Annotated in this window: 20 protein-coding genes; 11 read left to right on the forward strand and 9 right to left on the reverse strand. The window is 70.8% G+C overall.

Annotated features, from left to right (window positions below):
- On the forward strand, positions 1-490 hold a 490-nt coding region (locus tag D7W82_RS11225; protein ID WP_147439296.1), incomplete at its 5' end, for an energy transducer TonB.
- 13 nt (positions 491-503) lie between these two features.
- On the opposite strand, the gene D7W82_RS11230 is transcribed toward D7W82_RS11225, so the two are convergent.
- Positions 504-992, reverse strand: a complete 489-nt coding sequence (locus tag D7W82_RS11230; RefSeq protein WP_120618343.1) for a MarR family winged helix-turn-helix transcriptional regulator — start codon at positions 990-992, stop codon at positions 504-506.
- A gap of 202 nt (positions 993-1,194) precedes the next feature.
- Here D7W82_RS11230 and D7W82_RS11235 point away from each other — a divergent pair, with 202 nt between their 5' ends.
- Together D7W82_RS11235 and D7W82_RS11240 are read left to right on the forward strand one after the other, a co-directional pair.
- The gene (locus D7W82_RS11235; RefSeq protein WP_120618344.1) at positions 1,195-2,577 is read left to right on the forward strand and encodes a TolC family protein; all 1,383 of its coding nucleotides are present in this window, start codon (positions 1,195-1,197) and stop codon (positions 2,575-2,577) included.
- 144 nt (positions 2,578-2,721) lie between these two features.
- Positions 2,722-2,931, forward strand: a complete 210-nt coding sequence (locus tag D7W82_RS11240; protein ID WP_120618345.1) for a hypothetical protein — start codon at positions 2,722-2,724, stop codon at positions 2,929-2,931.
- Positions 2,932-2,954: 23 nt separating this feature from the next.
- Here the strand turns inward: D7W82_RS11240 and D7W82_RS11245 are convergent, their stop codons facing one another.
- Positions 2,955-3,974: a Rieske 2Fe-2S domain-containing protein gene (locus tag D7W82_RS11245; protein WP_233587418.1), complete on the reverse strand. Its 1,020-nt coding sequence runs from the start codon at positions 3,972-3,974 to the stop codon at positions 2,955-2,957.
- 155 nt (positions 3,975-4,129) lie between these two features.
- Here D7W82_RS11245 and D7W82_RS11250 point away from each other — a divergent pair, with 155 nt between their 5' ends.
- Both D7W82_RS11250 and D7W82_RS11255 read left to right on the forward strand, forming a co-directional pair.
- Positions 4,130-4,972 carry a DUF547 domain-containing protein gene (locus D7W82_RS11250; RefSeq protein ID WP_120618347.1) on the forward strand — a complete coding sequence of 281 codons (843 nt, stop codon included), beginning with the start codon at positions 4,130-4,132 and terminating at the stop codon, positions 4,970-4,972.
- Between the two features lie 61 nt (positions 4,973-5,033).
- Positions 5,034-6,080 (forward strand): oxidoreductase, encoded by a 1,047-nt coding sequence (locus tag D7W82_RS11255; RefSeq protein ID WP_120618348.1) that lies wholly within the window; start codon positions 5,034-5,036, stop codon positions 6,078-6,080.
- A 41-nt stretch (positions 6,081-6,121) separates the two neighbouring features.
- Here the strand turns inward: D7W82_RS11255 and D7W82_RS11260 are convergent, their stop codons facing one another.
- The 5 genes from D7W82_RS11260 to D7W82_RS11280 all read right to left on the reverse strand — a co-directional run bounded on the left by D7W82_RS11260 (position 6,122) and on the right by D7W82_RS11280 (position 12,727).
- Positions 6,122-7,054, reverse strand: coding sequence for an ROK family protein (locus D7W82_RS11260; RefSeq protein ID WP_120618349.1), 933 nt, complete (start codon positions 7,052-7,054; stop codon positions 6,122-6,124).
- Positions 7,055-7,108: 54 nt separating this feature from the next.
- A complete protein-coding gene (locus D7W82_RS11265; RefSeq protein ID WP_120618350.1) occupies positions 7,109-8,479 on the reverse strand; it encodes a phosphomannomutase/phosphoglucomutase in 1,371 nt (456 codons plus the stop codon).
- Between the two features lie 170 nt (positions 8,480-8,649).
- Positions 8,650-10,914, reverse strand: coding sequence for a serine/threonine-protein kinase (locus D7W82_RS41460; RefSeq protein ID WP_233587419.1), 2,265 nt, complete (start codon positions 10,912-10,914; stop codon positions 8,650-8,652).
- 214 nt (positions 10,915-11,128) lie between these two features.
- Complete coding sequence (locus D7W82_RS11275) at positions 11,129-12,190, reverse strand: mannose-1-phosphate guanylyltransferase (protein WP_120618351.1); 1,062 nt, start codon at positions 12,188-12,190, stop codon at positions 11,129-11,131.
- 102 nt (positions 12,191-12,292) lie between these two features.
- Entirely contained in the window at positions 12,293-12,727 is a 435-nt protein-coding gene (locus D7W82_RS11280) for a RidA family protein (protein WP_120618352.1), read from the reverse strand.
- Between the two features lie 196 nt (positions 12,728-12,923).
- Here D7W82_RS11280 and D7W82_RS11285 point away from each other — a divergent pair, with 196 nt between their 5' ends.
- The 3 genes from D7W82_RS11285 to D7W82_RS11295 are packed head-to-tail and all read left to right on the forward strand — an operon-like array spanning position 12,924 to position 17,945.
- Entirely contained in the window at positions 12,924-15,671 is a 2,748-nt protein-coding gene (locus tag D7W82_RS11285) for a GDSL-type esterase/lipase family protein (protein ID WP_120618353.1), read from the forward strand.
- Positions 15,672-15,674: 3 nt separating this feature from the next.
- Complete coding sequence (locus D7W82_RS11290) at positions 15,675-17,147, forward strand: MBOAT family protein (RefSeq protein ID WP_120618354.1); 1,473 nt, start codon at positions 15,675-15,677, stop codon at positions 17,145-17,147.
- 15 nt (positions 17,148-17,162) lie between these two features.
- A complete protein-coding gene (locus D7W82_RS11295; RefSeq protein WP_120618355.1) occupies positions 17,163-17,945 on the forward strand; it encodes a hypothetical protein in 783 nt (260 codons plus the stop codon).
- A gap of 512 nt (positions 17,946-18,457) precedes the next feature.
- Here D7W82_RS11295 and D7W82_RS11305 read toward each other — a convergent pair.
- Both D7W82_RS11305 and D7W82_RS11310 read right to left on the reverse strand, forming a co-directional pair.
- Positions 18,458-18,856 carry a hypothetical protein gene (locus D7W82_RS11305; protein ID WP_233587420.1) on the reverse strand — a complete coding sequence of 133 codons (399 nt, stop codon included), beginning with the start codon at positions 18,854-18,856 and terminating at the stop codon, positions 18,458-18,460.
- A 58-nt stretch (positions 18,857-18,914) separates the two neighbouring features.
- Positions 18,915-20,315 (reverse strand): serine hydrolase, encoded by a 1,401-nt coding sequence (locus tag D7W82_RS11310; protein WP_120618385.1) that lies wholly within the window; start codon positions 20,313-20,315, stop codon positions 18,915-18,917.
- Positions 20,316-20,389: 74 nt separating this feature from the next.
- Between D7W82_RS11310 and D7W82_RS11315 the strand changes: the two genes are divergently transcribed.
- The 3 genes from D7W82_RS11315 (at position 20,390) to D7W82_RS11325 (ending at position 25,454) form a co-directional block, all read left to right on the forward strand.
- Positions 20,390-21,610: an ATP-binding protein gene (locus tag D7W82_RS11315; protein ID WP_233587421.1), complete on the forward strand. Its 1,221-nt coding sequence runs from the start codon at positions 20,390-20,392 to the stop codon at positions 21,608-21,610.
- Positions 21,607-22,962: a sigma-54 dependent transcriptional regulator gene (locus tag D7W82_RS11320; protein ID WP_120618356.1), complete on the forward strand. Its 1,356-nt coding sequence runs from the start codon at positions 21,607-21,609 to the stop codon at positions 22,960-22,962. The genes D7W82_RS11315 and D7W82_RS11320 overlap by 4 nt, the downstream gene beginning before the upstream one ends.
- A gap of 137 nt (positions 22,963-23,099) precedes the next feature.
- Positions 23,100-25,454 carry a hypothetical protein gene (locus tag D7W82_RS11325; RefSeq protein WP_120618387.1) on the forward strand — a complete coding sequence of 785 codons (2,355 nt, stop codon included), beginning with the start codon at positions 23,100-23,102 and terminating at the stop codon, positions 25,452-25,454.
- Positions 25,455-25,456 lie beyond the last annotated feature (2 nt).

Raw genomic sequence — 25,456 nt, forward strand, 5'->3', positions numbered from 1 at the left:
GCCCCCGACGGAGGCCCCGCCGCCGCCCAACGACACGCCGCCGCCGCCGTCCGCCAAGCCGCCGCCGTTGGTGGTGGGCATGACCATGTCGTCCACCACCAGCGCGGGCTCCTTCGCCGCGCCCGTGGGCAACACCGCCTACGGCAAGGCCAACGGCCCCGCGAAGGCGCCCCAGGACGTGAAGGGCTACTCCGCGCCCAAGTACGTGCCGGTGTACCAGGTGGACTCGGAGCCGTCCGTCGCGTCCGAGGTGAAGATTCCCTACCCGGACGAGGCGCGCCGCGCGGGCATCGAGGGCACCGTCACGCTGTCCATCGCCATCGACGCGGAGGGCAAGGTGAGCAACGTGAAGGTCATCTCCGGGCCCGGCTACGGCCTGAATGAGGCCGCGCGCGACGCCATCCGCCGCTTCCGCTTCAAGCCCGCCATCAAGGGCGGCGAAGCGGTGGCCACGGAGATGAAGTACTCGTACACCTTCCTGCTGGACTGAACGCGCCTCAGCCCTACTGCGTCTTGAGCGCGCGGCGCATGATGTCGCGCAGCGCGGTCAGGTCCTCGTCCGGCATCGCGGCGATGAGGGGCGGCGGCGAGCTCAGCCGCGCCATCAGCCGGCCGCGCAGCTCCGCGCCGGCCTCCGTCAGCACCAGCATCTTCACGCGGCGGTCATGCTCGCTGCTCTTGCGCTCCACCAGCCCGCGCGCCTCCAGCCGGTCCACCAGCCCCGTCACGTTGGACGCATCACACGACAGGTAGTGGGCGAGCGTGCTCATCGCGAGCGCGCCCTCGCCCAGCTGCCTGAGCACGTGCGCCTGCACGGGAGACAGGTCGAACTCCGCCGCCAGCGCCGGAAAGTTGCGCATGTGGGTGTGCAGCAACTCGTACAGGAGCGCCCACGCCTGCTCGGGAAGTCCACTCTCGCCCTCGGCCTGGCCGGTGGTGGCCGCCGGCCGGCGCATCACCTGCTCGCCAGGACTGTCGCTGAAGCCGTTCATAGTGAAGTTACGTTAATTCATCGGACACACATAAACAATTGACATCATCAACCATTGACCGCTACTACATTCCGCATATTCCAACATCCGACAGTGCGGATTACTTCAACGCCGCGCCAAGGTCGGGTAGAGGACGCAACGCAGTCGTCCATCGGACGGATCCGCCTCGCGCTCCCGCGGGTCGGTGAGGAGGTCGAGCGGTATGAGTACCTTTCTGGCGCTGTCCCTGTCGGCCACCCTGGCCGCGGCGCCCGTACTGACGCTGGATGAGGCACTGGAGTCCGCCCGCCAGCAGAACCTCGATTTGAAGGTCGCCCAGGAGCGCTTCGAGCAGGCGTCGCTCGCGACGCGCAAGGCCTGGTCGGGCTATCTGCCCACCATCACCGCCGGGGCGTCCATCACGCGCAACAACGTGGCGGCCATCATCCCCGCGGGCCCCATCGCGCCGGTGGACATCACCATCCAGCCGCTCATCCAGCAGGGCGCGCAGCTGGAGGCGCGGCAGGCCATCATCGCGCCGCAGCTGTGGGCGGGCATCGCGGCCTCCTACAAGTCCGTGCAGCTGGCGGAGCTCAACACGCAGACGGCGCGCCGGCAGGTGCTCTTCGGCGTGGCGCAGGCGTACTACGGCGCCGCGGCGCAGCAGGAAGCGCTGCGCGCCCAGGAGCGGCTCCTGGAGCTGAACCAGGCGCGGGAGAAGGACACCCAGGCCCGGTTCGACGCGGGCACGGTGACGCGCGTGGCGCTCTTGCGCGCCCAGCTGGACCGCTCGCGCGCGGAGCAGGACCTGGTGCGCGCGAAGAACGCGCTCGCGGGCCTGAAGCTGGCGCTGGGCACGCTCATCCAGCGCGAGCCGGAGTTCGACCTGGCCCCGCCGCCGGAGCCGACGGTGCCCGCGCAGGCGTCGCCGGAGGACCTGGTCAACCAGGCCATCCAGGAGCGCTCGGACGTGCAGGCCGCGGAAGTGGGCCTGAAGCTCAGCCGCATCAACAAGACGGGCGTCATCCTGAGCTACCTGCCCACGCTGGGCGTGACGGGCGCCTACCGCATCGCGAACGCGGCGGGCTTCACCGGCCAGAACGAGACCTGGGCCATCACCTTCGGCGCCAGCTGGACGCTGTTCGACGGCGGCCTGCGTGAGGCGAACCTCTCCGAGGCGTCGTCGCGCGTGCGCGAGGCCACCGTCACCCAGGCGCTGGCCCAGGCCCGCGTGAAGGAAGAGGTGCGGCGCTCCAAGCTGGACCTGGAGAACGCGCTGGCCAACCGCTCCAAGGCCGAGGAGGCCCTGGAGCTGGCGCGCGAGTCCAACCGCCTGACGGACGTGAGCTTCAAGGCGGGCGTCGCCACCTACCTGGAGGTCGCGGACGCCAACACCGCGCTCACCAACGCGGAAGTGGGCTTCGTGTCCGAGCGCCTCCAGGCGTCGCTCGCCGCGCTGCGCCTGCTCAACTCGCTGGGCTCCTTCGAGTCCGGTTCGGTGAAGAAGGAAGCGGCCGCCCTGGGCGCGGAGCCCGGAGCGGGCGCGCCGAAGTCCCAGCCCGTCCAGGAGCAGCCGGCCCAGCCGCAGCCCGCGCCCCAGCAGTAGGCGCGGGGTGACGTGGAATTCCCGGCGCCCGTCCCAGGGCGCCGGGTCCCCTGCCCTCCCGGGCGGGAAGCAGGTGCTTCGTTGTGGGGGGCCGGCACCGGCCCCACCCTCCCCTGTAGGACCCGTTTCCACGAGGAGGGAACCATGGCGGATGCATCCTGGGGCAACTGCAAGAACTGTCGGTTCTTCGCGGGCAACAGCGACGAGCCGAGCGACGACGCGACGCAGAGCTGCAACCAGCCGGAGCTCAAGCAGTTCGCGCTCGTGGTCTCCGGCGACAGCGGCTGCAACGCCTACGAGGCCCGCACCGGAGAGACGGTGCCCACCTACGAAGAGCCCGCGCCGATGCACTGAGCGCCCGCGTGTCCCACCGGCCCTCAGGTGCCGGTGGCGTCGCGGACCTGGGGCACCGTCGGTCCAGGCTCGTGCACCTCGTGCGCCGCGTGCGCGTAGTAGATGCGCTCCATGAGCTTGCGCTGGTGCACGAGCGGCTTGTCGTACTTGTCCAGCCGCATGCCCTTGTGGCTGTAGGGCGTGTCCGCCACGGTGGGGATGAAGCGCGCGTCGTCGCGCACCTCCCACCAGGTCAGGCCCAGCGCGGCCTTCGCCGCCGCGGGCAGCAGGGGCCGGAGCGCGGGCACCGTCGTGCGCAGGAAGGAGAAGACGTGCAGGCGCGTGGTGCGCGCCGTCTCCGGCACGAAGAAGATGTGCGCCTGCGTGATGAAGGGGCGCGGCGCTCCCGAGGGCTGGACCCAGCTGACGGTGTAGACGCTGCGCACCGGGTCGAAGCGCGTCACCCAGTCATTGCGGAAGACGTCCCCCTTGCCCACCGCGAGCAGGCGCATGATGGGCGCGGGCCGCTGCGGGGCCTGGTAGTGCACCTCCGTGTGGTCCTCGTGGTTGTGCGCCTCGAACTGCACCTCGCCCGCCTGCGCGCCGCTCCACCCCAGCCGGGTATGGACGAAGGGCGTGTGCTCGTCCTCGCTGAAGTTGTCGAGCGCCACGTGCAGCGGCGCCTGGAACAGCGTGGAGAACGTCCCGCCGAAGACGTAGTCCCCGCCGGAGAGCTCCGGCATCGCGGACTCGGGCGTGTCCGCGTGCGCGAGCCAGAGGTAGCCGTGGCGCTCCACCACCTGGAAGCTCTTCGCCTCGCAGTGGCGCAGCTCCGGCTGGCTGGGGTTGATGCCGTGGCCTCGCGCGTCGAAGCGCCAGCCATGGTACGGGCACTGGAGCAGCCCCTCCTTCGTCACGGTGCCCTTCGACAGCGGCGCGAAGCGGTGCGGACACGCGTCCGACAGCGCCGCGGCCTTGCCGGAGGCGTCCCGGAAGAGCGCGTAGGCGTGGCCCGCCAGCTCCACGCGGACGGGCTGGCGGCGGAGCTGGCGGGAGGGGAGCACCGGATGGAAATGCCTGACGACGTCGGGGGTAGGCTCCATGGCGCGCGCAGTATAGCGGTCTGTCGCGGCGGACCCAGGTGGGTGGCATAGACTGCCCGGCCGTGAAAGCCCCCGCCCCTCCCCGCCGCCGTGTGCGCTGGTTCGCTGTAGGAACCATGGCCGTGCTGATGGCGCTCGCCGCGGGAGCGTGGCTGTACGTGCGCGGCGCACTGCCGGCGCCGGTGCCCCCGGCGGCCGGGCCCTTCGGCTACACGGACTACGCGCAGGCGCTGAACCACGTGCGCCCCAGCGGGGACCTGGACTTCGAGGGCCTGAGGCGCGACCGCGCGGCGCTGGAGCGCTTCGTCGCGTCGCTCGCGGCGGTGTCGCCGCACCGGCGGCCGGAGCTCTTCCCGTCGTCCCAGGACAGGATGGCGTACTGGATCAACGCGTACAACGCGCTGGTGCTCCTGCAGCTCGTGGAGCGCTACCCGGAGGGCGTGACGTCATCCTGGTTCGGCCGCTTCTACTGGGGCCGCACGTGGCCGGTGGGCGGCGAGCGGCTGACGCTGTACGCCCTGGAGCAGCGCATCCTCCTGGGCGAGTACGCCGACCCGCGCGTGCACTTCGCCCTCTTCCGGGGGACGCGCGGCGGGCCCCAACTGGACGGCGCGCCCTATCAGCCGGAGTTCCTGGACGCCCAGCTCAACGACGCCAGCCGCCGGTATGTCGGGGACGCGCGGAACGTGAAGCTGGAGGACAAGACCGTGCGCCTGGCGCACCTGTTCGAGGAGCGGAAGCAGGACCTCCTCGCCGCGCTGCCGGAGGGCCGGGGCGGCAACGTGCTCCAGTTCGTCTGGGCCTTCCTGCCGGACACCTGCGAGGAGCGCCCGGGCTGCGACACGCGCGGCGACCTGGACCGCGCCTGCGGCCCCGACCTGGACAGGTGCCGCATCGCCTTCGTCCCCGAGGACACGTCTCTGCCCGACGCCGCGAGCACCGCCGAGCGGCGGCGCTGACAGGGCCCCTTCTCGGCTAGCGTCCCGCCATCGCGAACGAACACGCGGGAGGCACCGGGACATGACGATGGGAGCGGTGTGGCTGGCGACGTGGCTGGCCCTGGGGAGCGCGGACCTGAAGTGGGAGCCGCAGGCGAGCGGGACGACGGTGCGGCTGCGCGGCGTGAGCGCGGTGGACGACCGCGTCGCGTGGGCCAGCGGCGACAAGGGCACCGTCGTGCGCACCACGGATGGCGGCAAGACGTGGACGCGGGCGCCCGTGCCGGATGCGGAGGTGTTGGACTTCCGCGACGTGGATGCGTTCAGCGACCGCACCGCCTACGTGCTGTCCATTGGCGCGGGTGACAAGTCGCGCATCTACAAGACGACGGACGGCGGCGCGCACTGGACGCTCCAGTTCACCAACACCGTGCCCGGGGCCTTCTTCAACGGCATGGCCTTCTGGGACGAACAGCACGGCATCGCGTTCAGCGACCCGGTGGACAAGCACTTCGTCGTCATCACCACGGAGGATGGCGGCGCGACGTGGAAGCCCGTGCCGCAAGGGGCCCTGCCGGCCGCGCTCGAGGGGGAAGCGGGCTTCGCGGCCAGCGGCACGAGCATCGCGGTGTACGGCAGGTCCCACGTCTGGTTCGGGCTGGGGGGCTCCATCGCGCGCGTGCTGCACTCGGCGGACCGGGGCAAGACGTGGGGCATCGCGCCCACGCCGCTGGCCACGGGGGAAGGCGCGGGCGTGTTCTCGCTCTACTTCTGGAGCCCCATGGCGGGCGTCGCGGTGGGCGGCAACTACAAGCAGCCGGAGGTGGCCACCGGCAACGCGGCGCTCACGCTGGACGCGGGCAAGCGTAAGTGGACCGTGCCGGAGAAGGCGCCTGGGGGCTACCGCTCCTGCGTGGCCCCGCTCACGCGCGAGCGGAAGATGTCGCTTGTCACCGTGGGCCCCACGGGTTCGGACGTGTCGAAGGACGCGGGCAGGACGTGGGAGCCACTGGACCCCACCGGCTTCCACGCCGTGTCCACGCCGCCGCGCAAGCAGGACACGGCCTGGGCGGTGGGTGAGGAGGGGCGCATCGCCAGGCTGGTCATCGCGGCGCCACCTGCTCCGTGACTGGAGCGGGCGCGGGGCGCTTCCTCCCCGCGCCGGCTGCTTCACTTCACCAGCAGCGCCGCGCCGATGATGCCGCTGTCGTCGCCCAGCTCGGCGTCGGCGATGAGCAGGCCCTCGCGCGACACGCGGGACGACCACTGCTGCACGCCGTCCAGCACCTGCCGCTTGATGCCCGGGCAGTGCGTCAGCACGCCTCCGCCCAGCACCAGCCGCGACGGGTTGAGCACCGTCACGTAGTTGGCCACCGCGAGCGCCAGGAACTGCGCCGCGCGGGTGTGGAGCTCCCTGGCCTTCGCGTCCCCCGCCTCCGCCGCCGTCTCCAGCGTCACCGGGGTGATGGTGTCCGGGTCGTCGTGGGTCAGCGTCTCCAGCACTCGCGAGCTGCCGGACGCCAGGAGCTCCTTCGTCTGCGCGATGAGGTTGTGGCCGCCCGCGTACGCCTCCAGGCAGCCGTGCTCACCGCAGCCGCACAGCCGGCCGCCGGGCACCACCTTGATGTGGCCCAGCTCGGCCGCCACGCCGCCGCCGCCCTGCACCAGCCGCCCGTCCGCGATGATGGCGCTGCCCACGCCGGAGCCCACGAACACCACCAGGATGTCCTGGGCGCCGCGACCCGCGCCCGCGTGCAGCTCGCCCCACGCCGCCGCGGACAGGTCGTTCACCACCTTCACGTCGAAGCCCAGCCGCTTCGTCAACATCGCGGCCAGGGGCACGTCGCGCCAGCCCAGGTTGGGCGCCACGGAGATGACGCCCGTGTCCTTGTGGATCTGCCCCGCCGCGCCCACGCCGCAGCCGTCCACCTTCACGCCGGACTGCTTCACCGCATCTTCCGCCGCCTGGGCGATGGTCTCCACCACGCCCTGCGGCTTGCGGTCCTGCACCGCGACCTTGGCGCTCGCGAGGATTTCACCCTTCCCGTCCACCACAGCGGCCCGGGCGAACGTCCCGCCCAGGTCGATTCCCAGCGTCGGCATGTCCAGCTCCCTCCCCTACGTGCGTGCGTGTGCTTCGCGTGGAGCGTCAGCGGCTCAGGCGCCGACTTCCTTCTGCGCCTGCGCGACCGTCTTCTCGATGAGCGCCTGGATCTCCTTCACGCGGGCCTCCGTGCTGGCCTCGTAGCGCAGCACCAGGATGGGCTGCGTGTTCGACGCGCGGATGAGGCCCCAGCCGTCCTCGAACGTCACGCGCACGCCGTCCACGTCCACCACCTTGTGGCCCGCGTCGCGGAGGATTTCCGTGGCGCGCTTCACCATGGCGAACTTCTTCTCCTCCGTCGTGTCGAAGCGCAGCTCGGGGCTGGCGAAGGTCTTCGGCACGTCGGAGAGCAGCTGCGACATGGACTGCTTCTCGTGCGTCAGGATCTCCAGCAGGCGCGCGGACGCGTACACCGCGTCGTCGAAGCCGAAGTAGCGGTGCTTGAAGAAGATGTGGCCGCTCATCTCACCGGCCAGCTCCGCGTGCTCCTCCTTCATCTTCGACTTGATGAGCGAGTGGCCCGCCTTCCACATGATGGGCTTGCCGCCGTGCTTCGCGATGTCGTCGTACATCGTGTAGCTGCACTTCACCTCGCCGATGATGGCCGCGCCCGGGGACTCCTTCAGCACGTAGCGGCTGAAGAGCACCATCAGCTGGTCACCCCAGAGCACGTTGCCCTGGTCGTCGATGACGCCGATGCGGTCGCTGTCGCCGTCGTAGGCGATGCCCACCTCCGCCTTGACCTCCTTCACCTTCTTGATGAGGTCCTGGAGGTTCTCCACCACCGTGGGGTCCGGGTGGTGGTTGGGGAAGTCCGCGTCCATCTCGCAGAACAGGGGCACCACGTCGAAGCCCATGCTCTCGAACAGGGGCACCGCGATGGCGCCGCCCGTGCCGTTGCCAGCGTCGATGACGATCTTCATCCCCTTGCGGCCCACCTTCACCGTCTGGCGGATGAAGTGGTTGTAGGGCGTGATGATGTCGTAGGGCGTGACCTTGCCGGGCTTGCTGGAGGTCGCGAAGTCCTTCGCCTCGATGAGGCGGCGCAGCTCCTTGATTTCGGGGCCGTGGAAGGTCGTCTTGCCCGCGCCAATCTTGAAGCCGTTGAACTCCTTCGGGTTGTGGCTGCCGGTGATCATCGCCAGGCCGTCCACGGGCAGCGTGTTCGCCGCGAAATAGGTCAGCGGCGTCGGCACCACGCCCACGTCGTAGACGTCCAGGCCGGTGGCGGTGAGGCCCTTCGCGAGCGCGTCGCGGAAGCGCGTGGAGGACTCGCGGCAGTCGCGGCCCACCACGATGGAGGTGCCGCCCTTGCGGCGGATCATGGTGCCCAGGCCCAGGCCCAGGAGCTCCACCACCTCGATGGTGAGGTCCTTGTCCACCAGACCTCGGATGTCGTACTCGCGGAAGATGTGCGCGTTCATGGCAGTGTCCCCACCCTCGACAGGAACCGGGAGGGCGTAACGGAAGGCGTCGGACACTACACGAGCGGGCCCGGGGGCTGCACACGCCCGAACGGGCCCGGCTGACTGTTGAACGCCCGGCCCCTCCAGGGAGGGCGGAACCTACCCCTGGCAGGGGCTGATGGCCCCCATCAGGCCATGGCCCCGGGGGCCTGGGCCCCGGCTCCGGCGCCGGACCCCACTGGCACCCGCCGCAGCAGCGCTTGGTAGTGCTTCAGCCAGGACGTGTTCAGCGGGTCCAGCTTGAGGGCCTCCGCGTAGCGCTCCAGCGCGGCCGGGACGGCCCGTTGGACCTCCAACGCATGCCCCTGGGTGAAGAGGGCGCGGGCCTTCTTCTCCACCTCCGGCCGGGCGGCCAGGAAGGCGCTGCGCAGGGCCTCCATGGTGGGCTCCGGGACGCCCGCGGCCACGCAGCGGGCCAGGCCCCCCAGGTTGCCCCGGGTGGCGTCGTAGCCCACGCGGGAGAGCGGATCGCCGAGCATCCGCTGCGCGGCCAGCACGCGCACGCGCAGGGCGTCCAGGGACTGGCGCTGGCCGGTGGGCAGCGGGCGGTGCTGGAAGGCGACCAGGCGGCGCAGGGCGGCCTGGGCGCGGCGGTGGATGTCGCCGAAGTCGGCGTCGTGCTTCGCGCCCAGCAGCGTGTAGGGGTCCCGGGCGACGGCCTCCGCGCGGGACAGCATGCGGGCAAGCTCCGCGTCGGGCGCGGGCTCCGCGTCCTCCATGAGGGCGCGGGAGAGCAGCCGGCCCAGCGCGGGGAACTCGTCGGAGAAGTGGACGAAGACGCCCGCGGGCACGTTCCAGGTGCGCGCCTCGTCGAAGGTGACGTGGCGGACCACGTCGCAGGCGCCCAGGGCCGTCTCGCCCCGGAAGGACACCTCCACCGTCAGCCGCGCGGCGAGCGGGGGCAGGGAGCCCTGGCACTCGGCGAAGAGGCCTTCGGGGGCGACGTCGCTCACGCAGACGGGCTGGAGGACCTCGCCCGGCGTGAGGCCCAGGCGCACGCGCAGGTCCGCGGGCGCGTCCGTGCGGGGCGCGGAGGCCTCCAGCGGCGGCACGGGGTTCACCAGCGGAATGGGCGCGGCGTCATGGACGACGTCCACCAGCGGAATGGGCGGAGGCGACGGAATGGACACGGGCTCCAGCGAGGGCGCCAGCGTCATGAACGGGATGGCCGCGGCGCCCAGCGTGGACGTGGGGTTCACCGCGGCCCGCGCCGCGACGTCCAGGGGCTCGGCGTCCCCCAGCAGCGCCACGGCGGAGGCCCAGAACGCGGCCACCTCCGCGCGCATGGCCCCCGCACCGGAGCGGGCGCCGTCCGCCGCGCGCAACGCCGCATCCTCCACGGACGTGGCGGCCATGCCCCATTCGGGCACGTCCTCCACGATGTCGAAGTCGTCCGCCGCGTCGTGCTCCCCGGCAGCCTCCTTCGCCGTGGCGCCCCCCTCCACGTCGGACACATCCTCGGGCACATCCGCGGACGCGTTGCGCACCGGCGCCTTCAGGCCCAGCGCCTCCGCGAGCGCGACGCGGAAGGCCCACGCGCTGTCGAACCGCTCCTCCGGCTTCGCGGCCAGCGCGCGCATCAGCACGGTGGACAGCGCGGGCGGCACGCTCGCGTTGATGGCGTGCGGCGGGAACAGCGTCACCTGCGCGGAGCGCCCCAAGCCGAACGGCAGCCGGCCCGTCACCAGCAGGTAGCCCGCCACGCCCATCGCATGCACATCCGCGCGAGGGCTCCGGTTCATCCCCACGCACTGCTCGGGCGCCATGAACGTGGGCGAACCCACCGTCACGCCCTGCGCGCGCTCCTCCTGCGACAGCGCCGCCTCCCGCACCGCGCCCGCGCCGAAGTCGCGCACCCGCACGCGCCGCTCGCCCTTCGCGTCGCGCGTGACGAACATCGAATCCAGCGTGAGGTCCCCGTGCACCAGCCCCCGCGCGTGCGCCGCCTCCAGCCCCGCGAGCGCCTGCTCCAACACCTCGCCCACCTCGGCCGGCGACAGCGGCAGGGGCATCGCGCTCAGCGACTCGCCCTCCGGCGCCTCCTGCAGCACGCAGGGCAACCCTTGCGGACCGGGGCGCACGTCCAGCACGCGCGCCACGTGGCGGTGCACGACGTTGCGCTGCGCCAGCGCCTCCGCGATGAAGCGAGCGCGCACGGCGGGGCGGGCCGCCAGGTCCGCGTGCAGCACCTTCACGCAGAAGCGGTGCCCCGTGGGCACGTACTCCGCCAGGTACACCGACGCCACCGCCCCCACCTCCAGCCGGCGCTTCAGCAGCAACGGCCCGTGCCGCTGACCCTCCAGCGAATCCCCCGACACCGGAGGCCGGGCAGCGACGGAGCACGCCTCCCCATCCCGGTGTTCGCCCACGCAGCGCTTGCAGCCCATCGCCATCCCCGCCTGTCGCCCCGGAAATGGGGCGGACCCGGCATGGACTTGCAACCCGCGCGCCTCGTGCCCGGGGCCCGCCTTCGTCTGGACCGCGACACTCCAACACCCGCGAGTGCCAGCAAACCCCGCAAAACGAACCAGGGCCCCCTGTAGAAACGACAGGGAGCCCCGGGAAGAAATGTGTGGGGTGAAACAGGAGGCGAAGTCGCCTCAAGGCCTACAGCAGCCGGGTGCGCTTCCTGGCCTTGAGGGCCTCGACGACCTTCCGGACGTCCTGGCTCTTGTCCTTGGGGACCACGAGCACGGCGTCACCGGAGTCCACCACCACCACGTCGTGCATGCCCACGACGGACAGCGTGCGCTTGTCGGACAGCACCACGCAGTTGGTGCAGTCCACCAGCACCGCGTCGCCGGAGACGACGTTGCCCTGCGCGTCCGCGGGGCGCACTTCCGGGATGGCGGCGAAGGAGCCCACGTCGGACCAGCCGAAGTCGCCGTCCAGCACCGCGATGTTCTCCGCCTTCTCCATCACGCCGTAGTCAATGGAGATGGAGGGCAGCTTGGGGAACACGCGCTTGAGCACGGCCGGGAAGGTGCGCTTGCCCGCGGCCTTCTGGAGCGCGTCCAGGCCCTTCTGCATCTCCGGCATGTGCTTCTGGAAGGCCTCCAGCATCACGTCCGCGCGGAAGACGAAGATGCCGCCGTTCCACAGGTAGTCGCCGCTGGCCAGGTACTCCTGCGCCGTCTTGAGGTCGGGCTTCTCCTTGAACGCCTTCACGCGGCGGCCGCCGCCGTCCAGCGCGGCACCGACCTGGATGTAGCCGTAGCCCGTCTCCGGGCGCGCGGGCTTGATGCCCAGCGTGACGATGTGGCCGCCCTCCGCGATGCGCGCCGCCTCCGCGAGCGTGCGCTGGAAGCCCTTCACGTCACCCACGTGGTGATCCGACGGCAGCACCGCGAGCACGCCCTTGGGGTCGCGCGCGGCCACCTGGAGCGCGGCGAGCGCGATGGCGGGCGCGGTGTTGCGCGCCACGGGCTCCACCAGGAGGTTGCCCTTGGGCAGCCCCTTCACCAGCTTCGCGGCCGTCTTCGCGTGCACGGGGCCGCACACGATGAAGGTGTTCTTCACCGGCGCGAGGCCCTTGAGGCGCTGGGCGGTGTCGGTGAGCAGCGGCTGCTTGGAGGCCAGCGGGAGGAACTGCTTCGGACGGGCCTGGCGGGACAGCGGCCAGAAGCGGGTGCCGGAGCCTCCGGCCATGATGACGGGGTAGAGGGCCATATGCGGGTGCGAGCTCCTAGGGGCACGCCGGCCCATGGCCTGGCGCGCACGGCGGCGCACCATAGCGCTTCGCGCCAGCGTGGGAAGGGGGCTGCTCGCCGCTCAGGCTGGCAGGACCGCGATGGCCTCCACCTCGAAGAGCATCGCGTCCAGTGCCAGCCGGGGGACGGGAATCAGCGTGCAGGTCGGCTTCATGCCGCCGCTCCAGGCCGCGTCCAGTTCGGGGCCGATGATGCGCAGCTTCTCCTCCGTGTGGTCCACCACGAGCATCGTGAGCTTGGCGACGTCACCGACGCCCGCCCCCACGGACTCGAGGGCCGTCCGAACGTTCATGAACGCCTGCCTCACCTGGAGGCGGAAGTCGGGCTCGAGCGCGCCCGTCTCACGCTCGCCCCCTTGCCCCGCCAGGAAGACCAGCCGGGTGCCGGGCGCAACCTGCGCCACGTGTGAGAAGCCATAGGGCGCCGGGTCGAACAACCCCTTCGGGTTCGTCAGCACCACGGTCGGCGTCTTCGAGGAGTCTGAGTTCTGTCCCATGCTTCACCGTCTCCCATCCGGCCCGACGATGGGAAGGGCCTCGCACGTCTTCAATGAGTTCCGGACGTGGCGCTGTTGGACGCGCGTCGCGCCAGCGGAGGAAGGGGGCCCGGCCGCCTGCCCTCCGAGGGATGGGGCGCGACAATGTGGGCAGAGTTTTGACCCGCCCCCGAAAAGCCAGTCTCATGCCCCGGCGTTGAGCCTCAAGCCCACATCCACCGGATGGACGCTGGCCTTCACCGTGCTGCTGGCGGTGGGGTTGTCCCTGGCGCCATTGCCGGAGAAGTACCGCCCCCTCCCCAGCCTCCGTCAGGAAGGTTCGCTCGGGCCCAAGCTGGCGGCGATCGCACTGCCCGCGTCCCTGCGCGGCGTGAAGGCCCCGCGCCCGCCCTCGGACACGATGGTCCCGGACGCCCCACCCACCGCGGTCGCGGAGGCGGACACCGCCGCCAATGACACGGATCCGAAGGCGGGCCCGCAGGTGGGGGAAGCCCCGGCCGTACCCGGCATCGGCCTGGAGGAGCTGAGCGCCCCCACGCTGGCGACCGCGCGGGAGCTGGAGGCGCTGCGCGAGCGCATGGGCGCGAAGCACGTGGACATCGAGCTCAACTGCCGCAAGACGCGCGCGGACGGGACGTGTGAAGAGGACGGCCTGGCGCCGTTCCTGAAGGCGCTGGGAGATTTGCGCGCGGACACGCGGCGCACGCCGGTGCGGGTCGTGCACCTGGGCGATTCGCTCATTGCCTCCGACTACGTCACGGACGTGGTGCGCGACCGGCTCCAGGAGCGCTTCGGTTCGGGCGGTCCTGGGTTCCTCTACATCCACCGGCTGGCGAGCGCCGGCCGCGCCACGCGCGCGGGCACCGCGAGCACGGACGGCTGGAAGATGGAGCGGCTGGTGGACACGCACTGGCCCAAGGACCGCGTGGGCTGGACGGGCGTGGCCTTCTCCACGAGCGGCCCCGCGCAGTCCACGCGCTACTCCGTGGAGGGCGCGCGCCAGGCGGAGCTGTTCTTCCTGGCCCAGCCCGCCAACGGCGCCGTGCAGGTGGCGGTGGACGGAAAGAATACGCAGCGCATCCAGACGCGCGCCTTTGGCTCCAAGGCGGAGGCGGCCTTCGCCCGGCTCAAGCTTCCCGAGGGCGCCAGGACGCTGACGCTCACCGCGAGCGGCAAGACGGAGCTGCACGGCGTGTCGGTGGAGTCGGGCACGCCGGGCGTCGTCTACGACACGGTGGGCCTGCTGGGCGGCATGGCGGAGGTGTACCTGCGCGCGCAGCCCCAGGCGTTCCGCGCGCAGCTCAAGCACCGCAAGCCGTCGCTGGTGGTGTTGATGGTGGGCGGCAACGAGGCGTTCTTCCTCTCGCGCGAGCGCACCACGCTGGAGGAGGTCCGCTCGCAGATAAAGGAGCTGGTGTCGCGCGTGCGCACGGCGGTGCCGGACGCGGCGTGCCTCGTCATGTCGCCCATCGACGCGGGCGTGCGCACGCTGAGCGGCGAGGTCATCACCCGCCGGCACTCGGCGGAGGTGGCGGAGGTGTTCCGCGAGGAGGCGCGCGCGGGAGGCTGCGCCTTCTACGACACGCTGGCGGCGATGGGCGGCGAGGGCTCCGCGCTCAAGTGGCTGGAGTCCGGCCTGATGCTGGAGGACCTGGTGCACCCGCGCGTGCGCGGCTCCAATCTGCTGGGCCACCTGTTCGACCTGGCGTTGCAGCGGACCTTCGCGCGCACGCATCCGCCGCGCGTGCCGGGCACGGACACGACCGGCCTGCGGGACGCGACCCCGGCGCTGCGCCGCACGTTCGAGTCCCTGGCCCGCCGGGAGTCCGGCGCGAAGCTGCGCGTGGGCATCGCGCAGCTGGGCGCGTCGCACACGGCGGCGCATTACTTCTCCGACAAGGTCCGCGACGCGCTGACGAAGCGCTTCGGTGACGCGGGCCGGGGCTTCATCGCGGCGGGCAAGCCGTCGTCCCGGCTGGAGGCGGCGCGCGTGGCGCGCACGCTCGACGGTGCGTGGACGGTGGAGGACGCGAAGAGCACGCCTGGAGGCGTCTCCGGAAGCATCTGGGGGCTCACCGGCATCCGCGCGGTGGGCGCGCCCGGCGCGAGCCTGGGCATCTCCTTCTGCGAGGGCTGCGCGGAGGACAAGAACCGCCAGGGCCGGCTGGACCTGTACGCGCTGGACGCGCCGGGGGCCGCGGCGCCTGAAATCACGGTGGACGGCGAGGAGATTCCGCCGGAAGCACCGCCGCCGGAGCCGCTGACGCAGCCCACGGTGCGCATCCGTTCGTTCCCGGTGACGGGCGTGGCGCACTCGGTCCAGGTGAAGGTGCCGGAGGGTAGCGGGAGCGCGACGGTGCTGGGCGCGTCACTGGAGTACGACGTGCCGGGGCTGGTGTACGACGCGCTGGGGTTGCCCGGCGCCACGGCCTTCACGGCGCGGGACATGGATGCGCCGGCGATGGACGCGCAGCTGACCGCGCGCCGTCCGGACCTGCTGGTGTTCTGGTACGGCACCAACGAGGCGGAGCTGCCGGGGCTGGACGCGAACGGGCTGCGCCAGGACTACGCGGCGTTGATCGCGCGGATGCGCAAGGCGACGAACGCGGAGTGTTTGGTCATCGGCCCCACGGACCGGCTGCAGAAGGACGCGAACGGCCGGTGGGACGAGGCGCCGTCGCTGGCGAAGGTGTTGAACACGCTGCCGCAGGTGGCGAAGGACGCGGGCTGCGCGTACTGGTCCGCGCGCGCGGCGATGGGGGGTGAGCGCTCCATGCAGCGCTGGCAGCGGCAGCCGGAGCCGCTGGGCCACGCGGACGGCGTGCACCTGACGCCGCAGGGATACGCGGTGCTGGCGAACGCGTTCGTGAAGGACCTGATGGCGGCGTACGAGTCCACGAAGAAGGGCGGCGAGCCGACGGCCTCCGCCGCGGGAGCGCCCTGAGCCGTGCTGTCCCACAGCCTCCAGTACGTCGTCTTCGTCATCACGGTGTTCGCGCTCTACTGGGCGGTGCACCGGCATTACTGGCCGCGGATGCTGTTGCTGCTGGCGGCCAGCCTGCTGGTCTACGTGTCGTTCCTCGGGGTGCCCCTGAGCGCGTTCGTGGGCAGCATGCCGCCCGGCGAGCTGGTGGTGAAGCTGGTGCCGCTGTTCATCTTCCTGGCCGGGGTGACGGTGGATCACCTGCTGGTGAAGGGGATGGGGGCCACGGAGCGGCCGGGGCTGCGCAAGGCGCTGGTGGTGCTGTCCATCGTCTCCAACCTGGGGCTGCTGGCGGGCTTCAAGTACCTGGAGCTGCTGCGCCGGACGGTGTCGTCGCTCCTGGGGCCGTGGGGCGTGGAGGTGCGGCCGGAGCCGTTCCATCTGTTGTTGCCGGTGGGCTTGTCGTTCTTCGTGTTCCAGGCCATCAGCTACACGGTGGACGTGTACCGGGGGAAGGCGAGCTCCGAGCACTCGTTCGCGGAGCACCTGCTCTACATGCTGTTCTTCCCGCGGGTGTTGAGCGGGCCGATTGTCCGCGCGTCGGAGCTGATGGCGCACTTCCGGGAAGTGCCCACGCTGTCTTCGGATGACGGGAACAAGGCGTTGTTCCGCATTGCCGTGGGGCTGGTGAAGAAGCTGGTCATCGCGGACGTGCTGGGCAGCGGCATCGTGGATCCGGTGTTCGGCAGTCCGCACGCGTACTCGTCGGCGGAGTGCGCGGTGGCGGCGGTCGCGTACACGCTGGAGCTGTACTACGACTTCTCGGGGTACTCGGACATCGCGATTGGGGTGGCGTCGCTGTTCGGCTTCAAGTTCCCGGAGAACTTCGCGCGGCCGTACCTGGCGAAGAACCTGTTCGAGTTCTGGAACCGCTGGCACATGAGCCTGTCGTCCTGGCTGCGGGACTACCTGTACATCCCGCTGGGCGGCAACCGGCGGTCGAAGCCGCGCGTGTGCTTCAACCTGATGATGGTGATGGTGCTGGGAGGCCTGTGGCACGGGGCGGACTGGCGCTTCGCGGTCTGGGGCGCGGTGCACGGCGTGGCGTTGTGCGGGGTGCGGTGCTGGTGGTGGTTCAAGGGCAAGCAGCAGGAGCCGGGCCCGGTGCGCGTGGCGTTCGGGATGCTGGCCACGTTCACGCTGGTGGTGTTGACGCGCGTGGTGTTCCGGGCGCCGGACATGGCGCACGCGGGTGAGTTCTACGCACGGATGCTGGCGGGAATCCCGGGCCTGGCGAACGTGGGCCCGCTGGTGTGGAGCATGCTGGCCATCGCGGTCCTCGCGCACGCGGTGCCGATGAAGCTCTATGACACCGCGGCGCTCGTGTTCCTCAAGATGCCCGCCCCCGCGAGAGCCGTGGTCCTGGTGCTCCTGGGCCTGGGAATCCGCCAGCTGTCCACGCTGGAGACCCGGCCGTACGTGTACCTGCAGTTCTGAGTAGGCTGGCGCCGGATGGGTTTCCTCCGGCGACAGTTCCTCTGGCCTGGCATCGCGTGCCTGGGCATCGCGTGCGCGGCGTCAGGTACACGGCGGTTCTATCTGGCGTCGGAAATTCCGAAGCAGGATGGCATTGATGGACTGAGCATCGCGCCCGGCCCCTGGCCGGAGGTTCCCGCTGTGCTGACGCGCAGCTCTCTTGTTCCCGACGACCTGGTGATTCCCACGCTCCAGGCTTTGTTGGAGCTTCCCGGCGCCGTGGACGCATGTGACTCGAACAGCGGGCGACCACGCCCGGAGGCGTCCGAATACTGCGTGGCCATCTACCGGACCCCTTCTGACTGGCGCGTTTCCTGGCCCGTGCGCAACACATTGAAGTCGAGCGACTCCTGCATGCCGCCCTTTGGAGGTGTCAACGACGCGGACCTCGGTAGGAACCTTCCGGTCTTTGGCTATGCGCACAATCATCCATGCGCCTCTGGCCTGAGCAATCAGGACCTGCGCACCTGGCCCATGGCCAAGTCGGAAGGTGCATGGGTGATGGTCGCCTATGGCACGACGCCGGATGGACGGCTCGCGCGTGACGAGCAGGGACAGGTGATTCCAGCCTGGGGGTGGCTTGCCACCGGGCATCGTGATGCGCCCCGGTTCTACAGGTGGAACCAGAAAGGCGATGTCTTCCGGTGGGATGTCGATAGGAAGCGTTGGGACTTCCAGGCACGCTGCGAGCCAAGTCCCCCCAGCATGCTCAGGCCTGAAGGCATTCCCCCCAACTGCTCAGCGGCGCTCAACCCTTAGAGGCCCATGAGCCATCCAGGTGCAACATGTTGAAGGCTCCGCACTCCATGTTGATTGCATCGTTGTTCCTGGAGACAGGACTCCTTGGGACGCCTCTGTGCAACAGGCGGCCGGATCCAAGTCCTGCGGCGGCGCAAGCGCAGGAGGCACTTCCAGACGCGGGAGCATCCGCGACCGGCTCTGAAGCAACGATCCCCTGGCCCAAGCAAGACCTGACGCCACTCGCCACGCTGGAAGGGCCCGCCATCCAGGCCGCGCATGCAGCCCTGGAAGAAGCGCTGAAGCAATTTCCGAAGGAGTCCACGGGCCAGTGCGCCTTTTCCGCCCAGGCCCTCGAAGTCGTCATCGGTCAGGAGGCGGGCTGGTACTTCGCTCGCGTCAACCGCCGCGTGGACAGGTGTCCCGGCTTCGGTCCAGGTGTCACGGGCCTCGAAACGGACTGGTTCGAGCTGTACGCAATCTCTCCAGATGGAGCCATCACGCGATACCCCTACCAGCCCTGATTCACACATTCAGGGCATGGAGGGGTACCGCGCCAGCACCTTTCCCTCGGGTGAGACGGCGTACAGTTCGAACACGTCGAATCCGAGCACGGTGCCGGGTGCCCATCCGCACTTGTCGGGCCGTGGGTTGATGCGGACGAAGTAGATCCCTCGCTCTTCACCCACGATGACCTCCATCCCCTTCGCCGAATAGGTGCAGCTCTTGGCGTACTCCTTGGGATAGCGGGAAAGGACCCGCTGCAACGCAGCGTGCGCGGCAATGACCGCGGGCCCGTCCAGAGTCGCCAGGGGCTGAAGGTCATCGGGCCACTGGATGCCTTCCACAACGGCAGTGCCAGTCCGCGAGCCCTCCACTCCTCCGTCCTGAAGGAGCGAGACGCAGAGCAGCACGTGATGCGGCTTCAGCACTGGAACCTCCACCGCGCCTCGTCAAGACGCGCTGTCCCGCCGAGCCTACCCCACAGCTTCAGTTCGCCTGGAGGGTGAACAGGGTCACCCGGTCGTCCGTGGTCAGCCCCACGCGGTACCGCCACGTCGCGGCGCCGAACCGCACCAGGTACGTGTAGATGCGGTCGTCGCCTCGCGTCTCACGCTTCGCCAGGACCAGCGGGCCCGCGGGCCCCAGCCCCTGCAACAGGGACTTGAAGTGTGGACCGGCCTCCTCGAAGTACCTGTCCGGCACGTAGGCGAACATGGACCGTTCCCAGGCGCCCTGGCGCGTCTTCTCCAGCAGCTCCGTGAGAAATGCAGTGACTTGCGGCTCCGTGTCCGGAATGGGCGCCAGGGGCGGCACCGCGAGCGCCGGATTCACGATGGCCGCGATGCCCTCCACGAACAGCATCGGGTTCGAGCGGTCCAGGTTCGCCAGCACCACGATGGACAGCTCGTCTCCCAGGAAGCGTGAGTAGGCCGTGCGGAACCCCTGCCACGCTCCCGTGTGCTGGTGCAGCGGCTGGCCGTTGCGCTCCAACACCTCCCACCCGAATCCGTACGGATGCGTGGCCCCGCTGTTCAGCTTCACCGGTGACACCACCTCCCGCCAGCTGTCCTGCGTCAGGAGGGCCCGCTTCGCCACCGCCTCCTCCCAGGCCAGCATGTCCTTCAGCGAGAAGTAGAGCGCGCCGTCCCCCGTCGTGTTCAACGACTGCGACACCCACTGCTGGTTCTTCACCACGCCACCCACCAGCTCGTAACCCGCCGCGCGGTTCGGGATGACGTCCGCCTCGCTGATGCCTCGCGCTGTCTTCATGCCCGCGGGCTTGAAGACCTGGCGCGCCAGGACCTCCTGATACGTCATGCCCGCGACGCGGTTCACCAGGATGCCCAGCAGCACGTAGCCAGAGTTGCTGTAGCTCCACCGCAGCCCCACCGGGAACTCCAGCGGCAGCTTGTAGATGAACTCCGCGAACTCCTGCTCCGTGTAGTCCTTGCGCTCGTCGAGCAGCCCCTCCAGGTCCTTGATGCCAGACGTGTGCGTCAGCAGGTGGCGCACCGTGATGGGCTTCCACGTCGCGGGCGCGTCCGGGAAGTACTTCGTCACGCTGTCGGACAGCGACACGCGCCCCGCCTCCACCTGGAGCATCAGCGCCGCCGCCGTGAACATCTTCCCCACGGAACCCGACTGGAAGAGCGTGTCCGTCCCCACTGGGACCTGATGCTCCAGGTTCGCGAAGCCGTATCCCTTCGCCAGCACCACCTTGCCGTGGCTCACCACCCCCACCGCGAGCCCCAGCACGCCCAGCCGCTTCTGCTCCGCGCGCACGAACGCGTCGATGCGCTCGCGGAGCGAGTCACGGGCCTGAGCGGGACGGGCCACCAGCAGGCCCATCAGGAAGACGACAGCCAACGCGAGCGGCTTCTGGCGCATGGGGATCTCCAGCATCCCTTGGGGAGCCCCCATCCGCGCAATCGATGCATGCCCCGCGATATGAACAGCTCGCCATGAGCCGCGCGCCATCCATGGGCCCTCCCCCACCTCCGCTCCGCTTCCGCCGGCGACTGCTGGCGGTGATGCTGCTCGCGGGCCTCATCCCCCTGGCGTTGCTGGGCGCCCTCGCACAGGGCGTACTGGAGCGCGTGCTCTCCATCTCCATCGCGCCCGTGGAGGCCGTGCTCGACAACGTCTCCGATGAGCTGGGCCGCCGCGGGCTGCCGCCAGATGCGCTCGACGAGGCCCGGTTGAACCTGGCGCAGGCGGAGCTGGCGCGGCGGGCCCTGGTTCGCCGCGTGCCCATCTTCATCGCCGGGGTGGGCGTCATCGCCGCAGTCGTGCTGGCCGTATCCGCCGTGCTCCTGGGCCGCGTCCTCACGCGCCCCATGGCCACGCTCCTGGAAGGCATGCGGGCCTACTCCCGAGGCGACCTGTCCGTCCGCCTCCCCGTCCCCGAGCCCGCTCGCGACGAGCTCCAGTTCCTCCTGGGCCAGTTCAACCGCATGGGCCAGGAGCTGCTGGACCAGCGCGAGCACCTCAAGGCCGCCCAGCAGATCGCCGCGTGGCAGGACGTGGCGCGGGCGCTCGCCCACGAGCTGAAGAACCCCCTGACCGCAATGAGGCTGTCGCTCGCGCGTCTGTCTCCGCAGGATGCCGGCACCCTGCCAGACCCGACGCGCCTCGCCGAGGCGGTGGCGCTCCTCCAGGAGGAGGTGGACCTGCTCATGCGCATGACCCAGAGCTTCTCCACCTTCGCGCGCCTGCCGGCCCCCCGCTTCCAGGACGTCTCGCTGCGTCCGCTGCTCGCGGAGGTGTGCGCGCTGTACGAGGGCACTTCGCCAGTCCCCGTGGTGCTGGACCCTGGCGAGGAGGTGTCGCTGCGCGCGGACCCGGACGGACTGCGCCGCCTCTTCGGCAACCTGGTGAAGAACGCCACTGAAGCCTCTCCACCGGACGCCCCACCCGTCCACGTCGCGTTACACGAAGCAGCGGACGGCCGCGTGTACGTCACCGTGAGCGATGGAGGCAGCGGCGTCCCGAGCGTGCTGGAGGGCCCTGTCCTCACCCGAGGCCTGTTCAGCACCAAGCCCGGCGGCAGCGGGCTGGGCCTGCCCATCGCGCAGAAGATCGCCCACGAGCACGGCGGCACCTTGAGGTTGGAACCCGGCGCCCAGGGAGGCACCCGGGCCCAGGTGGTGCTGCCCTCCGACGCTTCCCAGGTGACCGCATGAAGACCGGAGCCCGCATCCTCATCGTCGACGACGACCCCGGCGTCCTCAGGGCCGTGCGTGGATTGCTCCAGGACGGAGGCTTCACCCCCGTGGAGGCCCGCTCCACGGCGGAGGCCGCGCGTCTGCTCGAAGCGCCGGACGCGCCACCCGCGCTGATGCTGCTGGACCTGCGCATGCCGGGCGAGACAGGGCTGGAGCTGCTGGCGCGTCTGCCCAAGCCACTGCCCGTCCCCGTGGTGGTCCTGTCCGGCGAGGCCTCCCCTTCCGAAGCGGTGCAGGCCCTGAAGCTGGGGGCCACGGACTTCGTGGAGAAGCCTCCGTCCCCCGAGCGGCTCCTCACGGCGCTGCACAACGCGCTGGCCCTGGGCGCGCTGCGCGAGGAGCGCGAACGCCTGCTGGACGCGCTGGCCCAGCCGGGGAACCTGGTGGGCGAGAGCCCCGCCATGGAGTCCCTGCGTCAGCTCATCGCGCGCGTGGGCCCCAGCGACACGGCGGTGCTGATCACCGGCGAGACAGGCACCGGCAAGGAGCGCGTGGCGCAGGCGCTGCACAAGGCCTCCGGGCGCAAGGGCCGGCTGGTGGCGGTCAACTGCGCGGCCATCCCCTCCACGCTGCTGGAGAGCGAACTCTTCGGCCACGAGCGGGGCGCCTTCTCCGGCGCGGTGGCGCGGCGCGCGGGCCGCTTCGAACAGGCCCAGGGCGGCACGCTGTTCCTGGACGAGCTGGGAGACATGCCGCTGGAGCTCCAGGCCAAGCTGCTGCGAGTCCTGGAGACGCGTCAGGTGGAGCGGCTGGGCGGCACGCTGCCGGTGCCGGTGGACGTGCGCATCCTCGCGGCCACGCACCAGGACCTGGGCCGCGCGGTGAAGGAAGGCCGCTTCCGGCAGGACCTCTTCTTCCGGCTCAACGTGCTGCCGCTGCACCTGCCGCCGCTGCGTGAGCGCCCCGAGGACCTGCTGCCCCTCGCGCGCGTCTTCGCCGCGGAGCTCGCGGGTCCCAAGACGCCGCTCATGCTCGCGCCGGGAGCGGAGGCCGCACTGCGCGCCTACCCGTGGCCCGGCAACGTGCGCGAGCTGCGCAACGTCATCGAACGGCTGAACCTGCTCCGGGGCGACGGTCCGCTGGAGCTGGGACCGGACGCGGTGGCGGCTCCAACAGGCGCCGCGCCCACGCCGCGCAGGACGCTGGGAGACAAGAGCTACCGCGAGCACGTGGAGGACTTCGAGCGGGACCTCATCCGCGCCGCGCTCCGCGAGGGCGAAAGCATCGCCGGGGCCGCCCGCATCCTCCAGGTGGACCGCGGCAACCTCTACCGGCGCATCAAGGCCCTGGGCCTGCCCGTCACCTCGTGAGCCGCGCGATGTCACGGCCACAACCGCCCGACACATCCGGATGTGTCCATGACATCCGCCCGTCTGCTCGCCCTCCGTCGTTCCGGGCACTTGCCGCGAGGCCCCGCCTGGAACGGCGCATGCTCCTGCCGCCTTCCATGAACCGTCTCGCACTGGCGCTCTGCTTCATCTCGCTCACGGCCCTGGGCCAACCCGCACCGGATGCCGGTACCTCCGACACGTCCGTGGCCCTCTCCCCGTCCACCGCACCCCCGGAAGCGGAAGCCGCCTCGGAGGACTCCAGGGAAGCGACGTGCCCGGAGGGCTTCAACGAGGACGACAGCGACCTCTCGGACTCCACGGTGCTCGGGGCCATGCAGGTCGAGGTCGACGGCCGGGGACTCACCCCCACGGGCCTGGAGTTTCGCGGGCTCCAGCGGCTCACGGATCCGCAGGTCCGCAAGCTCGTAGGGGTGCCTCCCGCGGAGGCCTCGCGTCCCCTGACGGCCACGCAGGTGCAGTCCCTGCTGCATCGCCTGGCACGCACCGGCCTCTTCGCTCGCGTGGAGCCCCGCGTTCGCGTCAGTGACCAGGGGCCGGCCCTGCTCGAGGTGACGTTGCAGGAGAACCCCACGCTCACGTCGGTGGAGTTCGAAGGCCTCCAGGACCTCCGGCCCGACGAACTGTGGGGAGCGCTGTTCGAGCTGTCCTCCCTCGCCTCCGACGAGGACGAGGAGGAGGAGGAGGACGAGGTCACCACGCTGCGCGTCCACAAGCGCCACGGGAGCCTGCGGGTCGTCAGCCCCTGCCCCGCGCCGCGTCCGCCGCGCCCGTGGCTGGCGCGAAGGGAAGCCGGAGCGTTCCGCCCCGGCATCATGCTGGGAGGCGTGGACGCCGCGCTCGGCCGGGTCCTCCAAACCCTCCGCGAGGACGACGGCTACCTGCTCGCGACGGTGTCCGCCACGCTGTCCCCCGAAGGCCGGCTGGTCGTGACGGTGGACGAAGGCCGGCTGGAGTCCGTGGAGGTGCGGGGCGTGGACGACGCGATGGCCACGCGCGTGCGTAAAGCCCTGAGCCTGGAGCCCGGTGATGTCTTCCTCCGGAGTGATGCGCGCCGTGCCATGGAGCGCATGGAGTCGCGGCTGCCCTTCCTGCGAGCGGTGGACAGCGAGGACCTCCAGGACGAACGCGCGAGCGTGCGCATCGTCGAAGAGCGCGAGGCCGAAGGCACGCGGTACTACGTCACGAGGGAGGAGCCCCGCCGCAAGTCGCGGCGCCACGAGCGCGTGGAGTTCGAGCTGGGCTGGGATCCGCTGTTCGACGGAGACGGCGACACCGGGAGCGACGGCCTCACGCTGGAGGGCAAGCGGCTGATCGTGCACGTGCGCCCGCGTCCTCCGGACCTGGATGTGGACCTGCTGCCCGTGCACACGCAGGTGACGGGCTTCGCTCCGGGGCTCAAGGCGAGCCTGCGCTTCTTCGACTCGCGGGACCGCGTGCACACGACACTGGAGGGAGGCTTCTTCATCCCCCTGCGGCTGGGCGGTCAGCGCATCCCGGGCGATCCGGAAGGCACCAGCAGTCAGCGCCACGTCAACCTGCTGGGCGGCGCCAAGGTGCAGCTGCCCGCGCTGGGCATCGAGGAGCTCGGCGCGCAGGTGCATGACTTCATCGACACGCTGGACCGCTGGCGGCTGGGGGACTTCGACTCGTACTTCTACTCGTTCCTCATCAACCGGCCGGACCGGGACTACTTCCGCCGTCAGGGCTTCACGGCCTTCGCCACCTGGCGCTGGGCGGAGTCGTGGCTCGCGGGCGTGGAGGTGCGCGGTGACACGGCGAGCTCGCTCCAGTCCTTCACGCCGCCGCTCAGCCTCTTCCGGAACGACGACCCGCCGTTCCCGAACGCGCCGGTGAACGAGGGGCGCTTCCGTTCAGCGGTGGTGCGGCTGGAGTACAGCGCTGCCGCGGAGCGAGGCACGCGCGTGGGCTCCCTCTTCCGCACGCCGGAGACGTCCCTCTTCGAGCGTCACGAGAGCTGGAAGCGCGAGCCCACGCTGCGCGGCTTCGTGACGTTGGAGGTGGGCGAAGGCCCGGGGGCGGACGGCGCGGATGCACGCTTCTGGAAGCTGGTGGGCGACGTCGCCATGGACCTGCCCATGAAGTGGCACACGGGCCTGAGCCTGCGCCTGCGGGCCGCGACGGGCCACGACCTGCCGCTCCAGAAGCAGGAGGCGCTGGGAGGCTGGACCGCGCTGCGAGGCTTCGGCTTCAAGGAGTTCCGAGGAGGCGACAGCTCGGTGCTCGCGAGCGCCGAGTACCGCTGGCACGGCCTGGGCGTCTTCGCGGACCTGGGCTCGGTGCATGCCGCAGGCGCGTGGTCGGACGCGCAGCTGGGCCTGGGCGGCAGCCTCCACTTCGGTGACTCCGTGCGCTTCGAAGCCGCCTGGCGCATCGACGAAAAAGCCCGGCTCGAGCCCGAGGCGCGCCTGCTGTTCAACCGGACCTTCTGAGC

The organism is Corallococcus sp. CA049B (assembly GCF_003611685.1).
Taxonomy (GTDB): Bacteria; Myxococcota; Myxococcia; order Myxococcales; family Myxococcaceae; genus Corallococcus; species Corallococcus coralloides.

Excerpts from the sequence above, each read along its gene's own strand:
- D7W82_RS11230 (WP_120618343.1), bottom strand. The coding sequence starts at position 992 with ATGAACGGCTTCAGCGACAGTCCTGGCGAGCAGGTGATGCGCCGGCCG.
- D7W82_RS11235 (WP_120618344.1), top strand. The coding sequence starts at position 1,195 with ATGAGTACCTTTCTGGCGCTGTCCCTGTCGGCCACCCTGGCCGCGGCG.
- D7W82_RS11240 (WP_120618345.1), top strand. The coding sequence starts at position 2,722 with ATGGCGGATGCATCCTGGGGCAACTGCAAGAACTGTCGGTTCTTCGCG.
- D7W82_RS11250 (WP_120618347.1), top strand. The coding sequence starts at position 4,130 with ATGGCCGTGCTGATGGCGCTCGCCGCGGGAGCGTGGCTGTACGTGCGC.
- D7W82_RS11255 (WP_120618348.1), top strand. The coding sequence starts at position 5,034 with ATGACGATGGGAGCGGTGTGGCTGGCGACGTGGCTGGCCCTGGGGAGC.
- D7W82_RS11260 (WP_120618349.1), bottom strand. The coding sequence starts at position 7,054 with ATGCCGACGCTGGGAATCGACCTGGGCGGGACGTTCGCCCGGGCCGCT.
- D7W82_RS11265 (WP_120618350.1), bottom strand. The coding sequence starts at position 8,479 with ATGAACGCGCACATCTTCCGCGAGTACGACATCCGAGGTCTGGTGGAC.
- D7W82_RS41460 (WP_233587419.1), bottom strand. The coding sequence starts at position 10,914 with ATGGCGATGGGCTGCAAGCGCTGCGTGGGCGAACACCGGGATGGGGAG.
- D7W82_RS11275 (WP_120618351.1), bottom strand. The coding sequence starts at position 12,190 with ATGGCCCTCTACCCCGTCATCATGGCCGGAGGCTCCGGCACCCGCTTC.
- D7W82_RS11280 (WP_120618352.1), bottom strand. The coding sequence starts at position 12,727 with ATGGGACAGAACTCAGACTCCTCGAAGACGCCGACCGTGGTGCTGACG.
- D7W82_RS11295 (WP_120618355.1), top strand. The coding sequence starts at position 17,163 with ATGGGTTTCCTCCGGCGACAGTTCCTCTGGCCTGGCATCGCGTGCCTG.
- D7W82_RS11310 (WP_120618385.1), bottom strand. The coding sequence starts at position 20,315 with ATGCGCCAGAAGCCGCTCGCGTTGGCTGTCGTCTTCCTGATGGGCCTG.
- D7W82_RS11315 (WP_233587421.1), top strand. The coding sequence starts at position 20,390 with ATGAGCCGCGCGCCATCCATGGGCCCTCCCCCACCTCCGCTCCGCTTC.
- D7W82_RS11320 (WP_120618356.1), top strand. The coding sequence starts at position 21,607 with ATGAAGACCGGAGCCCGCATCCTCATCGTCGACGACGACCCCGGCGTC.
- D7W82_RS11325 (WP_120618387.1), top strand. The coding sequence starts at position 23,100 with ATGAACCGTCTCGCACTGGCGCTCTGCTTCATCTCGCTCACGGCCCTG.